Genomic DNA, 16,372 nt, shown 5'->3' on the forward strand with positions numbered 1-16,372 from the left:
ATTTATTCACGCCTTTATATTGGTGACTTTACGAATCATGATAAATCCGAACACCATCAAAATAGCGACAACAACCAATAGAATCAAACCTGGAATCGTGAACAAAGGGGTAATAAATCCTTTAAATACAATATTAAAAGCAATAATAAGAAATACAGGCATTAAACCAAGTGTTAATGCAATATATCTCGATTCTGCTGTTTGATTGCTTAATTCTTTGTTCATACGTTCTCGTTCTTCTAAGGTCTTAGCTAATTGATCTAGAGCTTTGGCGAGATTACCACCGGCTTGACGCTGGATCGTAATCGTCTGAGTCATTAATTGAATATCGCGACTACTAAACTTCTCGTTCATATTTTCAAGTACAGTATCTAGATTGTTACCTAATTGCATTTCACGAGCCATTCCTTGAAAAAGAGGGCCCGCAGGTGCTTTCAATTCTTTGGCTACCATGTCTATCGCTTGTTGTATGCTCATACCTGCACGAATAGAACTTCCCATCATTCGGCATACTTCAGGTAATTGACCATTGATCTGTGCAGCAAACTTGCGTCGTCTAGATTTGAGCCACTGCGAAGAACCAATCGTGATTAGAAAATAAGCGACGATAATATCCATCGGAAATTGTAACCCGACCAATACGTTAAGTAGGTAAGTCGCTATAAATAACAATGCGCATTGAATTAATACATAATTAAATCCTGAAATATTCAAGTCTGCTCCTGCCAGGCGATTATCCCATTCTCGTCCATAATCAGAACGATTGAACTTACCTGCAAGTCTGCGGTATGTTCCTTTATTGGTTTTAATCTCTTCCGTATGCAAATCAGCCAGTCGCTTGTGAAGCACTTTTTCTTTTTTTCGTATAGCCGTTATTTCCATAATTGTTATCGTAATCGCAACGACTGTTATAAAAAGGATAATTAAAAACCAATGTTCAACCGACATGGATGATCTCCTCCTCCATCGGAGTGAAAAAGGATTCTCCTAGATCATAGCCGAATGTTTTAAGCTTATCTGCACATTGCGGAATATAGCCGGTAGTCACAAAACTACCTTGAATACGTCCATTTGCTTCTGTTCCTATCCGCTGAAAACGAAAAATATCATTCAATCGAATATTGCCATTTTCACTGATAGCTTCTGCAATAGACACCACTTTTCGTGTACCATCGGATAATCGTAATGTCTGTACTACTAATTGAATAGCTGCCGAGATAAAAGGTCTTACCACTTCAGCTGTCATAGATGAGTTATTCATCAAAATCATAGCTTCTAATCGAGACATTGCATCTTGCGGACTATTTGCATGAATCGTGGTCAAAGATCCTTCATGACCGGTATTCATCGCTTGAAGCATATCCATAGCTTCCCCGCCACGTACCTCCCCGACAATAATACGATCAGGACGCATACGAAGCGCATTTTTAACCAACTGTCTGATTGTAATCTCGCCAGCGCCTTCCATATTAGCTGGACGTGCTTCCAATGAAACAACATTTTTACGATTTAACCTTAACTCTGCCATATCCTCAATCGTAATCACACGTTCACCGATTGGAATTGCTGCTGAGACCACATTAAGTAATGTTGTTTTACCACTACCTGTACCACCAGAGATAATAATATTCATTTTTGCTCCTACTAATGCTTCTAGAAAAGTAGACATTTTACTAGATAAGGATTGGAATCCAATTAAATTATTCATTGTGTATGGATCTTTTTTGAATTTACGAATCGTAATCACAGGCCCATGTAAAGCAATAGGAGGAATCGCTGCATTAACACGGCTACCGTCTTCTAAACGTCCATCAACTAGCGGTGAGCTTTCATCAATACGACGTCCAATAGGAGCAACAATACGATCAATAATATTGCGGATATGATCATCATTTTTAAAAGAAATATCGGATAAAGTGATCTGACCTTTCCGTTCGATATAAATTTCATCTGGCGCATTAACCATAATTTCTGTAATATCGTCGTCTTGTAATAAAGGTTCTAATGGACCAAAACCAACAGAATCATCCAAAATCATGTCGAGTAATTTGGTTTTATCCATCTGTGTAATAATAACTTTTTCTTGCTCCATCATATCTGTAATCAATTTTTCAATCGCTCGTCGTTTTTGAAAATTAGGCAGTTTGATTAATTGATCCAAATTGGTTTCTTTCAGCAGACGATTTTTGTAATGATTAAATAAATAATCAGTATAATCTAAAGGCTTCTGCTCTTCGGCTTGCGAATCATCAAGCCTGCTGCTTAACTTTTGAAAGATCGACATGAGACTCGCCTCCTTCTTTAACACTTAAAGCAGATTGAAGGTTGATAAATTCTTTGATTAATCCTTTGACCCCTTTTAACTTTTCTTTACGTTCAAGCAATAGAGGTTGCCCCAAATTCGCACTCGTCTGTAACTGACCTTTAAGATCTTCTGAAATCGAACCAATTGTTGGGATATTAACAATCTTTTCTAGATCACTGGTTGTCACATCGGATCGTTTACTATGTTTGTTAATCACAAGAGAAATACGATTCATATCCATCAGGTGATAACGATCCAAAATATCGATCACACTTTTCAAACTCAAAATAGAAGCACGATCCAAATTCAGCACATAGACTAATTCGTCGGTTTGACTAATTGCACTAATGGAGACTTCATTTAATTCGCGAGGTAAATCCAAAATAATGTAATCAAAATGCTGACGACAAGTATTGAACAACATTTCGATATCTTCACCGGTAAAATTTTCAGCTTCTTGCGGATGTGCTGGTGACAATAGCAAATTCAAGCCAGATGATTGTAGTGGATACAGTACATTACTAAGCTGACTATACGTAATTTCTTTCAATACTGATTTGAGATCACCCAGATTACGTTCAAATTGAATATCCAGATAATGTTGTATCCCACCAAATTGCAAATTAAGATCAATTAACAGCACTTTAGCATCTGTTTGTAATGCTATTGTCTGCGCCAGATTCACACTGACTGTGGTTGTTCCTGCACCGCCTTTGCCGCTATACAAAGCTATCACTTTACCACCATTTGCATCAGGTGCATGAATAGAACGTTGATCTGTTCCTCGTTGTGCAAGTCGTATCGCTTTTTCAAGCACATTCTCTAGATGATCCAATTCATCAGGTATTCGCAGTACATCAGTCACGCCTGCACGATACATTTCTCGAATTTGTGTAAAATCTCCAGTACGACTTAGAAAAATAACCGGTGCTGAGCCATTTACTTTTTTTAACTGCTGGATAATCGGTGTCAAATCAGTTAATTCTTCCGATTCTGCTAACAAAATAACACGTGGTTCTTTTGGATGAATTTGCATATAAGCTTCACGTGGTTTTTCAATCACTTCGCCTGGTTGCATATTATAAAAATGAATACTTTGTATTAACTGTTGAGTGAGGCGCTCATTGCTAGATACGATAGATATTTTAACTGTCGACAAATGGATTGCCTCCTTGCTGATTATAGTAAGTTTGAACCGTTCTTCGATTACTTATCTGTTGAAGATGTATTAGAAGTTTCTTTCGATTTTTGAGACGATTCTTTAGATATAGCATCTTTTTGAATTCGATCGGTTGATGCTTTATTGGTCGCTTTTTCTTTAGTCGATGTTGATTGCTCTACTGCTTTTTCTGCTGTTTTTTTATCTTTTGATGAAGCTTGAGTATCTTCTTTGTTCGCTGTAGGTGAGCTTGCTGTCGAAGATACGTTACTTGATGTATTACTATTATCTGTACCTACATCTTTACTGCTTCCACTTTTTAATAAGCGTACTTCTTTACCATAATTAAGCGCCCATACCACAGATTTAGAATCATTGAGGCTGACCAATACACCAATCGCTGTAATTTCATTCCCTGTTTTTTGAACACTATTTACGGTTACATCTTTCAGTAATACTTTAGTAATCCGACTATCTCCATTTGCTTCTTTTTCTTTAGTCGATTTTGCATCATAAGAATAGACGATATCCACTTTGTCATACGCATCAATCTGTTCATCAAAAACAGCCAATGGAGCACGCAACATCACTTGACGATAATCTCCTTTGACAAACGTATTGTTACGCAAGACCGAGGTTGTTAGTACAGAACCTTCTGTAATAGGAACAACCGATATTTTATTTTCCAATTGCTGTGAAGAGGTAATCAACGAATCCATCATATATTTACGCGGAATTTCTTGAGTCTTTAACAATTCAGACTTGATTACGCTGCCTGCTGGAATATCTTGCGCTGCTACTTGTACGGTTACAAATTCACCTAGACTGGCTTTCGTTTCTTTCATATAACTAGAAAACAAAATAACTGCAATAGCGCCTAAAGTGATTGCGATCAACATAAATACAAATGCACGCTTTTTAGATTCAAACATACGTCTCTGCCACCTTTTGTAGTAATGCAATTAGTAAAAAACAACTTACAGCTATAAATGGTGCTAAAGGTAATTCATTAGGAACACGAAATGTTTGTGGCGCTACTTTGCGTAAAAGCAGTAAAGGAATCGCCGCCAGAGCTGCCAATGGAAATGTAAAAAGGAATGCCCATATCCCTCCAGACCATCCCAAGCAAGCACCAACCATTGCAAAAAGTTTAATATCCCCTCCACCCAATTTTCCTTTGCTTACGATAGCAAGTAAAAGTGCTATCCCGCCCAAACCTATGACACCAAGAAGACTTTGCCAGATCGTGATATCGTTAACAACAAGATGGATAATTAAAAAATATAGAGTACCTGGTAAAGTAATCACATCTGGAATAATTCGCTTACGACAATCTGTGATAATACAGACCAGTAATAGAACAAGAAATGGAATATAAATAAGTCCTATCATTTGTTGTCTCCTATTTGTTTTAATCAATTTGTAAAAATCATGCTGTAAAGATCAAACTGTAAATATGACTCATTAATAAGTTTTGAAAAACATGTTTTTATTTTGTCCGAATTTGAAGCAGAGGTAAATAGAGCTGCTTTCCTAATAAAAGGAAAAAATAGCAACTTACTATTTAGCATTGTAGTTTTTTCTAATATGAATAACCAAAATTAGGTATTTTAATATGAAAAATAGTACAAACCTCATTAACGTTCGACATGGTTACCATTATATGTAATATAAATAAGGTCTATCGGTCAGCTTAGAAAGGTACTTACTTCATAGTCAGCTTGACCTAGATTTTGTTCAAATTTTCGCAATATAACTTAGAATAGCTGGTTCCACATTCACTTTTATGATTATTTGAAAGCAAAAAAAGACTATTTCTAGAATCGAAATAGTCTTTTAATAATGATGATGTATTTATTTAGCTGTAACCGAAGTTACTTTTTATTTAAAGGAACAGGGACAACCAATGGAGCTTTCATCGCTTTTTTCCAATTGACGAGAGCGATACTACAAGCAATCATAACTAGACCAATCAATAATGATAACGTGATCGACTCATGAAGAATCCAGATACTAAAAATATTAGATAACACCGGAATCATAAATGTATATGTTCCTACGGTGCTGACTTCTCCACTGTCGATTAATTTGAAATAAACCATCCATCCACCTGCGATAACAAACAACGAGATAAACAATAATACTTCGATAAATGAAGGAGTCCACTGAATATCACTCCAACTTTCGGTAGACGATCCAGCAATCATTAATACTACGCCACCGATCAATAACTGCATCGTAACTGTCCATAACGAATCCAATTGTTGATTATTTTTCTTCATATATATTGTACCTAGCGCCCAGCATAAGGAAGAGGCTAGCGCGAATCCGATACCGGTTAACGATAAATTGCCTTCAAGCCCCCCTGAACTAATCACAGCCACACCTACAAAACCTAGTATTAATCCAATCACTTTTAAAGTGTTCATCTTTTCGCCTAACCATAACCATGAGAACAGCCCTAACAAAATAGGTTGTAGAAATACAATCGTTGAGAATAACCCTGCTGGTAAATAACCGATTCCAATCGTCTGCAATCCATAGTAACCGATAATATTTAAAACGGCGAGTATAGCGTATATCTTTCTATTTCGCTTCCATTGCAATCGTTCGACATGCTTCATAGCAAATACTAACAAAATAAGTCCACCAATTAATGTTCGCAGACCTGAAAATAAAAGTGGCGGTACATCAGGTAATACTAATTTGGTTAAAGGCCAGTTAATGCCCCAGATCGTTACAAGGAAAATGACCAGCCATAATGTCATTTTGGGTGATAAAGTCTTCATGTTGTTCATCCTTTCATCTATTACAGTACACTGTTTTAAATTTGTGCTTCTTTAGGTTATACTTTTATCACTCATAAAGAAAATGAATATTTTGCATAAAGGAGATAACGATATTGTTATGACCATCACTCAGATTATGACATTTGTGCGGGTTGCCGAGACATTAAGTTTTACTCAAGCTGCACATGAATTGCATATGACCCAACCTGCTGTTAGTCATGCGATTGCCAGTATTGAGAATGAATTAGACACTTTGTTACTGTTACGGGATCGCAAAAAAGGAGTATTACTGACTGAAATCGGTGAGCAAGTATTAGTACAATTCCGTACCATTTTACACAGTATGGAAAAAGTACAACAACAGGTAGCTGCTGTGAAAGGGTTAGATGTAGGCACGATCTGTGTAGGCGCTTTTCCTTCAGCATCTGCTTATTTTTTGCCACCTATTATTCAAAAAATCAAACAAAACTATCCTAACCTGATCTTCGATCTACACGAAGGTTCTGCTAATGATGTCAAAGAATGGGTCTATACTCGCAAGATTGAAGTCGGTATTGTTCTGTTGCCTGCACCCGACTTGGATGTCATTCCATTATGTGAAAATGATATGGTACTTCTGTTACCGGATAACCATCCATTGCAACAGCAAGCTCATATTACTGTTCAGCATCTTCATGGAGAAGATATGATTTTGTGCAAAGGTGGTCATGAGACTGCGATTATCGAAGCATTTGATCAAGAAAAAAGCCATCTCAAAATTACATTTACGACCCATAATGTAAGTGCATTGATCAATATGGTTCGTCAGGGGCTTGGAATTGGTATCGTTTCTAATCTAGCCTTATCGATGCATCCTCATCATCTGGATGTACGAGAAGTCACCCCGCGCATTACAAGTCAGATTGGGATCGCTATTCCTTCTGTATCTCAAGCATCACTTGCGGTACAACTACTGATCAAAACAGCGCAAGAATTATTTTTAGAATCTCCTGTACTGACCTCTTCCTAATCAAACGCAAAAAGTCTGCATCCGCTCATTACGAGCATGCAGACTTTTTGTAATATATTCTAGATTTAGTTAGCCAAAATAGCGTATCTTTTACAACTTGTACAGCCATTTACGATCAGCCGATCGAAATAGCTTCAGGAGATTCTTCTGCCGGGCGGTCTGCTGATGGCGATGACTGAATCACCACATGCAATTCTTGATCTACCACATTTACGATAACTGTCGATCCTTCTGAAGCTTCGCCAGCAATCATTGCGCGAGCGACTTTGGTTTCTAATGCACGCTGAATAAATCGTTTGAGCGGTCTTGCACCATAAGCCGGGTCAAATCCTTGTTCAGCAATAAGTTGGACAGCTTCGTCAGTCAATTGTAACGTAATCTGACGATCTTTCAGACGATCTTTTAAATGCTCTACCAATTTGCGAACAATCTGTCCAATCTCTGTTAAGCTTAATGGTTTGAATAAGACAATATCATCGACACGATTGAGAAATTCAGGGCGGAAATGATTACTCAATTCACGCATAACATTGTCACGTACCGTCTCGCTCCATTCTCCATCTGCGCCCAATCCAGTCACAAGATGAGCAGAGCCTATATTTGAAGTCATAATTACGATTGTATTTTTAAAATCAACGACTCTGCCTTGCGAATCTGTTAATCGTCCTTCATCTAGCAATTGTAAAAGAATATGGAACACATCGGGATGTGCTTTCTCTACTTCATCCAATAGCAATACAGAATAAGGTTGACGACGTATAGCTTCGGTTAATTGTCCGCCTTCTTCGTAACCGACATATCCAGGTGGCGCTCCGACTAATCGAGAAACGCTGTGTTTTTCCATATACTCTGACATATCGATTCGAATCATACCATCTTCACGATCGAATAAAGAAGCAGCAATCGATTTGGCAAGTTCTGTTTTCCCTACTCCGGTAGGTCCAAGGAATAAGAATGAACCTATCGGACGATTCGGGTCTTTGATACCTGCACGTGAACGAATCACCGCATCAGCAACCAATTGTACGGCTTCATCTTGACCGACTACACGTTTATGCAGACTTTCTTCCAATCGTAATAATTTGTCCCGTTCCCCTTCAACCAGACGACTTACCGGAATACCTGTCCAGCGAGATACGATATCTGATATTTCTTCTTCGGTAACAGCTTCACGCAAGAGACGATTGTCTTGATCTTGATACGCTTCTTCTTCTGCTTGTTTTAACTGACGTTCTAGATCTGGAATAATACCGTAACTGAGTTCAGCCGATTTGTTCAAATCATATTCTTCCTGTGCTTCTAACAGATCGTTGCGTGCTTGTTCTAGATTTTTTTTGAGATCACGCACAATTTGAATCGCTGATTTTTCTTTTTCCCAGCGTGCTGTCATTTCTAGTTGTTTTTCTTTGAGGTCAGCTAGTTCACGTTGTAACTGTTCTAATCGACGCTGGCTAGCATCGTCAGTTTCTTTTTTCAGAGCAGCTTCTTCAATCTCAATCTGCATAATTCGGCGGGTGACTTCATCCATTTCACTTGGCATAGAGTCAATCTCGGTACGAATCATAGCACAAGCTTCATCAATCAAATCGATTGCTTTGTCTGGTAAAAAGCGATCTGAAATATACCGATCAGATAGCACACCTGCGGCTACAATAGCACTATCATGAATTTTGACACCATGATGCACTTCAAACCGTTCTTTTAAGCCGCGCAAAATAGAAATGGTATCTTCTACATTAGGCTCATGCACTAGCACCTGTTGGAAACGGCGCTCCAATGCAGGGTCTTTTTCAATATAATTGCGATATTCATCCAGTGTTGTTGCACCGATACAATGAAGTTCTCCGCGCGCTAACATCGGTTTGAGCATATTCCCTGCATCCATCGAACCTTCTGTTTTGCCTGCTCCTACAATTGTATGCAATTCATCAATAAATAAAATAATCCGTCCATCGCTTTCTCGAATTTCTTTGAGTACTGCTTGAAGACGTTCTTCAAATTCACCACGATATTTAGCACCGGCAACCAGTGCACTCATATCCAGTGAAAAAATCGTTTTATCTTTAAGCCCTTCCGGTACATCTCTGCGTACGATCCGGTGTGCTAGCCCTTCAACAATCGCTGTTTTACCGACACCAGGTTCACCAATCAGTACCGGATTGTTTTTGGTTTTGCGAGATAAAATACGAATAACTCTACGAATCTCAGCATCCCGTCCAATCACAGGATCGACTTTGCCACTCCGTACTTCTGCAACAAGATCACGACCGTACTTCTGCAATACTTCATAGGTCGCTTCCGGCTCCCGACTCGTCACCCGTTGATGACCTCGTATCTCGGCTAAAGCAGTTAATAACGGATCACGCTTTAATCCTTGTTGTTGTAACATATTGCGCAGTTCTTGATTCTCGCGATCATGACCGGACACCATAGCAAGTACAGCATGTTCTACGGCTACGAACTCATCTTGCATAGTAGTTGCTTCTTGCTGAGCTTGATCCAATACAGATAATAATGCAGGTGAAGCATAACGACGTACTGCTCCAGATGAGCCGCTAATAGTCGGTTTACGACGTAAATGTTCATTGTTCAAGCGTGTGACTTCTGACAATGAAATATTCATTTTTTGCAACAACCGGGGGAATAATCCTTCCGATTGTTCTAGTAATGCTTTTAACAGATGAGCGGTATCAATTTCTTGATGTCCCATCGTTGAAGCAATGGATTGTGAAGAAGCGACCGCTTCTTGAAGCTTTTGAGTCAGCTTATTATAATCCATTGTGAACTCCTCCTTATTTGGTTTTAATTTGTGGTTGGAACGGGTTAAATTCTGCTAATTGACGATACAATCTGCGTTCATTTTCATCGATATCGTTGATCTCAGGAATAATCATTTCGATACGAATCAGTACATCTCCATAATGTTGCTTGTCTTTGCTTAATCCTTTACCGGAAAGGCGTAATGTTTGACCGGTCTGTGTACCGGCAGGAATTTTGAGACGAACCGTAGATTGATCAGGTAAACGGACAGGCATATCGCCACCAAAAACCGCTTGCCACGGTGCTATTTGACCTACCGCGATCAGATTACTTTCTTCAATCGTATACATCGAGTGGTTAACAATATGGAAGCTAATTAATAACTCTTCATTTGGATCAAGTCCATTGCTACCATTTCCACGAATTTTTAATGTGCTATTATTTTTGATGCGGGCAGGCAATTTGAGTTGAATCGATTTGCCACTGACTCGTACTGAAATTCGATCTCCCCGATAGGCTTGCTCCAGTGTAATATCCAGATTAGCCCGTAACGTTTGAGTCATATTCTCCATCCCTCGACCAGCGCCAGCGGTACGGCTATTAAAAAACATATCGAATAAATCTTCATCAGGAAAACCTGCATTATCAAAATTTTCAAAATTGTAAGCTCGACTTGCTTTATGATCACGCGTTGAATACGCGGTGTTCGCTCTTGTATGACGAGGAGGATTTTCTTGGTAATGTAACTGCTGATCATACGTTTCTTTTTTGTTGGTATGACTTAATGTTTCGTAGGCTTCAGCGATTTCTTTAAATTTACTTTCCGCTTCCGTAGCTTTATTCACATCAGGGTGCCACTTTTTAGCCAATTGTTGATATGCTTTCTTCACTTCTTTGGGTGAAGCCTGGCGATCAACGCCTAGAATCTTATAATAATCTTTGAGCATCGGTTCTCCCCCTTTCCTGTAGCTTTCATCTTTCTATTTATTAACGTACTTTACAGGAAAATAAGCGGAATGGCTTCTTTTTACTCAAAAAAAGGTGCATCATAGCTGTTTAATCTACAATGCACCTCTGGATATAAGATTATTTTACAGCTAACATGTGAATGATGCGACTTTTATTCAGAAGACTTTTGCTGTCCGTCTTCAAGTCGAGCCGAAGAGGAACTGCCATCTTCAATCTGAATGCGCCGACCTTCAACACGCTGTTTTTTCGGAATAGTTAGTAACAGTATTCCATCTTTCAGAGTCGCTTGAATCTGATCTTCTTCAATATCTTGCACATAAAATCTTCTAACATACTCTCCATAACGACGCTCTTTGCGCACCATACGTTGCTCAGCATTTTCTTCTTGTTGCTCTTGTTGTTGTACAGCTTTGATCGTCAAATAAGGAGCGGCATAATCAATGTCGATATTTTCTTTTTGCAAACCCGGCAATTCGGCTTCAACAAGATACGCTTTGTCATTTTCCCGAATATCTGTACGGAAGGATAAGGTCGATCCTTTGAACGGAGTTAGCAAATCATCTTCAAACATATCTTGAAACGACTTCATCCATTGACTCAAAGCATCCTCACGACGTTTACCAAAAGGAACTAAATCAAACATATCCAATCTCCTCCTTAAATGATTTTTTAACTACTTTTGATAAGTTTGACTTTGTTTGACCTTATGTCTTTATTATAGTGATAACACCTGTAGTAAGCAAAATAGATTATAGGCAAAATAAGCCTATTTTGACCGATTTACAGCCTTTTTCTTTATTAAAATTCTTGTTTTCAACCTCTTTTATCGTTTTTGACCTTTTTTGACCTTCGCTTGATATATTTACTTTTTCAGAACAAAAAAAGCCTGTTTCTTATCGACTCAGAAACAGACTTTTCTTTAAACTTTTTGATGATTTATCCGAAATGTTTTTGAACAAATTCCATCGTTTTGCGTTGATGATATGGACTCACAAAATGTCCATCAAATGGATACAGACACATTTCTTTTTCTGCATGAATCCGATTGTATACTGCATAGACCGTTTCAGGCATACAGACAGTGTCTTTAAGACCGCACGAGATCAATATAGGTGTATGGATACGATCTGCTAGATTAATCATGTCAAAATAACTCAACGTCTCTAGCACTTGATCCAAATGTTGAGGATACCGACTTACAAATTGAGCGGCTTCACGAAGAGAACTTTCTGAATTTAATATGCCAAAATCCATATGGCTCATATTCGGAATATTAGCGACAGTGATTGCTGGAATATCGCTTAGAGCAGATGTGATGAGCGCTAGTCCGCCACCTTGACTACCGCCATAGACTGCAATTTTACTGCGATCTACATCAGATTGCTCGGCTACCCATTGTATCGCTTTGAGCGCATCCATCGTGATTGCACGATAATAAAAGTTATCTTTATCCAGCAATCCTTGAGTCAACCAACCGCTACTCATCCCAAAATCAGCATTCAAATGATTACCTGTATCTCCGCCCTGTCCACGAATATCAATAGCGAATACAGCATATCCCATCGCTGTCCAGTGAGCATAATCTTCAGGATACCCTTTGTTCATCGTATATCCATGAAACATAACGATACATGGAATCGCTTGTCCTGCTTGATCGGCAGGTCGTACATAGATACCATGAAGCGGCGTATCGTCAAATCCTTCATAGATCACTTGATACGACTGGATCGATTTCATCGGTGTTACTTGCTCCGTCTGTTGAGCGTTTAACGGCTTATCTGCAAATTGCTGTAATGTCTGTTGCCAGAAATCAGCCAAATCAGGTTGTGCTGTATGCATCGGGGCATATTGCTCTAATTCACGCACTCGTCTAGCAATCGCATGATTCTTCATAACTAAATAACTCCTTTGCTTATCTAAGCTTTACTTCTATTTATTACCCTGCTATTCGTTGAGTTTGACAATCCAACCCGTAATTAAGCGGAAAAAGAAGCTGAAAATAGCAGCTGGAATCAACGCCATCACCAGTGTAATCAATACACTCAAAAATGTAACACCATCAGGATTATTTTTCACATCTAACACAACTAACAAAATCGCCATAATCACATACCACGTTATAAAATCTGATAATCTAAAATTATTTTTGATCGTATTGACCAACTTCATGCTCATCCCTCTTTATCTGCGTGTATAATCCATCATTTGCATGCTATCAATAATATAGATGAAATACAACAACTTACTGAATATCAGCCAACTTTTGACCTATCGGTGTAAGTATACCGTCTATAGTTGTCGAGTTTTTCTGCTTACGATATTGTTCTAATTTCTCTTCGCCTTTGTTCTCTGCCCAATCAATCAGCGTATCTCGTTCCCCTTCATACTCATAGAAAGGAATACCATATCCACAAGACGTCTGTACCCGGTGAATATTCGAGACAATGATCTGCCGGTATCCTGGATAAAGATCAAATACATGCGCGTACTGCTCCCATGCTGGATCATCCGGTAAAATAATCTGTCCATCTCCATACAATCGCAAAATCAGTGGCTTACCTTCCAAAGCGATAAACATATAAGTCATCCGATTACTTTCTTGCAAATGAGCACTGGTCTCATTACCACTACCTGTTAGATCAAGATAAGCGACCTGATTAGGGGATAGAATGCGAAATGAATCGTAGCCTTTTGGTGAAATATTGACATGACCTTCTGCTGCCGCACTACCTACAAAAAACATCTTCTGTGCTTGTATAAATGCGATATGCTCGGGAGACATAGAATCGAATACTTTAGCCATCATGAACATCCTCTCTATAAATAGATATGGTTATTCTGATACAGACACCTTTGCATCCTACTTGTGCAATTTTCTTCGTTTATAACTTTTTTACAAATCCAGTAGACAGTCCTGCAAATCCTAATTTGCGATAAAATTCATGTGCACCTTCACGCTCATATCGATTACCGCTATTTAAAGCGATCGCTTGAGCGCCTACACTACCTGCCCAGCCTTCCGCTGCTTGCATCAAAGAATGACCTATCCCTGCACCACGATATTGCTCATCGACAACTAATGAGCCGATGCGGACATGTACTCCATCTCGTTCAAAGCGCAGTTCACGAATCAAGCCAACCATACCGACCACTTGCTCTTCTATTTCGGCTACAAATATTTGATAATCTTCATGTTGCTCTAACGCATCGATTCTTATTTTGAACACTTCTTCTGTAGTCGGGTAGCCTAATTGTTCCATTAACCCTACTAATGGTGTGATATCTTGTTGATGGGCTTCACGAATAACAACGGTATGATTGTTCATGATCATAAGCTCCTTTAGATTAATTATGTATTTGTTAGCAGTGTAGCAGATCATTGAAATGATCACAATAAATACACTTTCATCGTATCGATTCAGTGATAATCACTTATTTCGTTTTCGTCAGCGAGTAAATTGGATAAAAGTAAAGTAGAGATATCGCGTACATCGTAGTACTTAGAATAGTAAGCTATTATGTTCTGCTCGAACACCAAGCGATTTTGCAAAGTGCTCTATCTTCTTATTTGCAAATCAACTACACAAGAAAGTGCAACTCTTTATTCATTATTTACTATAAACATATACTCAGCTTGCAGATGGAGGAACCAACGATGATACGCAAATGGTGGAAAGAAAATGCAATCTATCAGATTTATCCAAGAAGTTTTAAAGATTCTAACGGTGATGGTATCGGTGATTTTCAAGGCATTATTTCCAAATTAGATTATCTGCAAGAACTCGGGATCGGGGCGATCTGGCTGTGCCCTATTTATGAATCTCCCAATTTTGATAACGGTTATGATATCAGTGATTTTCAAGCGATTATGAAAGACTTCGGAACGATGCAGGATTTCGACGAATTTATGCGTGAAGCTCATGAACGGGGAATCAAAGTTGTGCTGGATATGGTGCTCAATCATACATCGGATAAGCATGATTGGTTTGTCGAATCACGTTCTTCACTAGATAATCCGAAGCGGGATTATTATATCTGGCGTAAAGGAAAAAATGGCGGCTATCCGAATAACTGGGAGTCGTATTTTAGCGGTTCGGTCTGGGAATATGATCAAGAAACAGAAGAATACTATATGCATCTCTATGCCCGTCAACAACCTGACCTGAACTGGGAAAACAAAGAAGTGGTCAATGAATTACACGATATGATTCGCTGGTGGATGGATAAAGGTGTCGATGGATTCCGTCTGGATGCGATTGCTCATATTGTCAAAGCTGTTGGTCTACCGGATGCGGATAATCCACAAAATCTACCGGTTGTACAAGCTTTTCAATTTTTCTCCAATCTGGAAAAAGTCCATACCTTACTGAAAGACCTCAATCAGCAAGTCTTTGCAACACGTGATCTGATGACAGTGGGTGAAACATCCGGTCTTGGTCCTGAACAAGCACTCGAATATGTGGGAAATGAACGTCATGAACTGGATATGGTGTTCCAATTTGAACATATGCATCTGGATTGTGTCGGTACAGGAAGTTCCAAATGGGTAGGGCGAAGCTGGAACTTGTTAGATATCAAAAAGATTATGAGTCACTGGCAGACCGTTCTACATGGCAAAGGCTGGAATGCAAATTACTTCTCTAACCATGATCAACCAAGACATCTATCACGCTTTGGCAATACAGGCGAATACCGCAAACAATCTGCCAAAATGTTAGCAACACTGATCCATTTACTACAAGGAACTCCATATATTTATCAAGGTGAAGAGATTGGAATGACCAATGCGAGCTTCCAGCATATTGAAGATTACCGCGATGTAGAGACGATTAATTACTACAATATTTCGTTAAAAGAAGGCAAAACCGAAGAAGAGATTCTGAAAAATTTGGCTAGACGTAGTCGGGATAATGCTCGTACTCCAATGCAATGGGATAACACAACTCATGCTGGCTTTACAGATGGCAATCCATGGATTCAAGTCAATTCGAACTATACGGATATCAATGTAGAACAAGCGCTTAATGACCCTGACTCGATCTTTTACTATTATAAAAATCTAATCGCTTTACGCAAAAAATATCCGGTTGTGATCTATGGAGATTATCGGTTGCTCTGTGCTTTGCATCATCAAGTGTATTCGTTTATACGTAGTTATGAAGGCACTGAATTAATGGTTATTATGAATTTCTTTGATGATAAACCGACATTTGAATTATCTGAACGTATTAGTGATGAAGGATGGGAATTGGTCTTGTCTAACTATGATGATCACGAACATCATCAACTTCATTCTTTACCGTTACGTCCGTATGAGACTAGAGTATATTACAAAGATACTCCATCTGTTTTACCCAAATCGACTCATTAAATTATTCAAT

15 protein-coding genes are annotated in these 16,372 nt (G+C 38.7%); 2 read left to right on the top strand and 13 right to left on the bottom strand.

Annotated elements, in window-relative coordinates; translation table 11 throughout:
- Positions 1 to 6: 6 nt before the first annotated feature.
- From QE450_RS14720 to QE450_RS14745, 6 genes are all read right to left on the bottom strand, one after another.
- Positions 7 to 948 carry a type II secretion system F family protein gene (locus QE450_RS14720; protein WP_307300131.1) on the bottom strand — a complete coding sequence of 314 codons (942 nt, stop codon included), beginning with the start codon at positions 946 to 948 and terminating at the stop codon, positions 7 to 9.
- A complete protein-coding gene (locus tag QE450_RS14725) occupies positions 938 to 2,284 on the bottom strand; it encodes a TadA family conjugal transfer-associated ATPase (RefSeq protein WP_307300133.1) in 1,347 nt (448 codons plus the stop codon). The genes QE450_RS14720 and QE450_RS14725 overlap by 11 nt, the downstream gene beginning before the upstream one ends.
- Complete coding sequence (locus QE450_RS14730) at positions 2,250 to 3,464, bottom strand: CpaE/TadZ family protein (protein ID WP_307300134.1); 1,215 nt, start codon at positions 3,462 to 3,464, stop codon at positions 2,250 to 2,252. The genes QE450_RS14725 and QE450_RS14730 overlap by 35 nt, the downstream gene beginning before the upstream one ends.
- Positions 3,465 to 3,511: 47 nt before the next feature.
- Complete coding sequence (gene cpaB, locus QE450_RS14735) at positions 3,512 to 4,396, bottom strand: Flp pilus assembly protein CpaB (RefSeq protein WP_274171978.1); 885 nt, start codon at positions 4,394 to 4,396, stop codon at positions 3,512 to 3,514.
- A complete protein-coding gene (locus tag QE450_RS14740) occupies positions 4,389 to 4,856 on the bottom strand; it encodes a prepilin peptidase (RefSeq protein ID WP_274171977.1) in 468 nt (155 codons plus the stop codon). Before QE450_RS14740 ends, cpaB begins: the two co-directional genes overlap by 8 nt.
- A gap of 482 nt (positions 4,857 to 5,338) precedes the next feature.
- Entirely contained in the window at positions 5,339 to 6,253 is a 915-nt protein-coding gene (locus QE450_RS14745) for a DMT family transporter (RefSeq protein WP_307300141.1), read from the bottom strand.
- Between the two features lie 118 nt (positions 6,254 to 6,371).
- Here QE450_RS14745 and QE450_RS14750 point away from each other — a divergent pair, with 118 nt between their 5' ends.
- A complete protein-coding gene (locus QE450_RS14750; protein WP_274171975.1) occupies positions 6,372 to 7,262 on the top strand; it encodes a LysR family transcriptional regulator in 891 nt (296 codons plus the stop codon).
- 115 nt (positions 7,263 to 7,377) lie between these two features.
- On the opposite strand, the gene clpB is transcribed toward QE450_RS14750, so the two are convergent.
- The 7 genes from clpB to QE450_RS14785 all read right to left on the bottom strand — a co-directional run bounded on the left by clpB (position 7,378) and on the right by QE450_RS14785 (position 14,317).
- Entirely contained in the window at positions 7,378 to 10,041 is a 2,664-nt protein-coding gene (gene clpB, locus QE450_RS14755; protein WP_307300146.1) for an ATP-dependent chaperone ClpB, read from the bottom strand.
- A 13-nt stretch (positions 10,042 to 10,054) separates the two neighbouring features.
- Positions 10,055 to 10,969, bottom strand: a complete 915-nt coding sequence (locus tag QE450_RS14760; protein WP_273613440.1) for a DnaJ C-terminal domain-containing protein — start codon at positions 10,967 to 10,969, stop codon at positions 10,055 to 10,057.
- Between the two features lie 173 nt (positions 10,970 to 11,142).
- A complete protein-coding gene (locus QE450_RS14765; RefSeq protein ID WP_273613441.1) occupies positions 11,143 to 11,634 on the bottom strand; it encodes an Hsp20/alpha crystallin family protein in 492 nt (163 codons plus the stop codon).
- Between the two features lie 293 nt (positions 11,635 to 11,927).
- A complete protein-coding gene (locus QE450_RS14770; protein WP_274171972.1) occupies positions 11,928 to 12,884 on the bottom strand; it encodes an acetylxylan esterase in 957 nt (318 codons plus the stop codon).
- Positions 12,885 to 12,935: 51 nt separating this feature from the next.
- The gene (locus QE450_RS14775; RefSeq protein ID WP_273613443.1) at positions 12,936 to 13,160 is read right to left on the bottom strand and encodes a hypothetical protein; all 225 of its coding nucleotides are present in this window, start codon (positions 13,158 to 13,160) and stop codon (positions 12,936 to 12,938) included.
- Positions 13,161 to 13,233: 73 nt separating this feature from the next.
- The gene (locus tag QE450_RS14780) at positions 13,234 to 13,794 is read right to left on the bottom strand and encodes a pyridoxamine 5'-phosphate oxidase family protein (protein WP_274171971.1); all 561 of its coding nucleotides are present in this window, start codon (positions 13,792 to 13,794) and stop codon (positions 13,234 to 13,236) included.
- 79 nt (positions 13,795 to 13,873) lie between these two features.
- The gene (locus QE450_RS14785; protein WP_273613445.1) at positions 13,874 to 14,317 is read right to left on the bottom strand and encodes a GNAT family N-acetyltransferase; all 444 of its coding nucleotides are present in this window, start codon (positions 14,315 to 14,317) and stop codon (positions 13,874 to 13,876) included.
- Between the two features lie 329 nt (positions 14,318 to 14,646).
- Here QE450_RS14785 and QE450_RS14790 point away from each other — a divergent pair, with 329 nt between their 5' ends.
- Positions 14,647 to 16,362 (top strand): glycoside hydrolase family 13 protein, encoded by a 1,716-nt coding sequence (locus QE450_RS14790; RefSeq protein WP_301263323.1) that lies wholly within the window; start codon positions 14,647 to 14,649, stop codon positions 16,360 to 16,362.
- The last annotated feature ends 10 nt before the right edge of the window (positions 16,363 to 16,372 follow it).

Origin of the sequence: Paenibacillus sp. SORGH_AS_0306 (assembly GCF_030819345.1) — a bacterium.
Lineage (GTDB): Bacteria > Bacillota > Bacilli > Paenibacillales > Paenibacillaceae > Saccharibacillus > Saccharibacillus kyungheensis.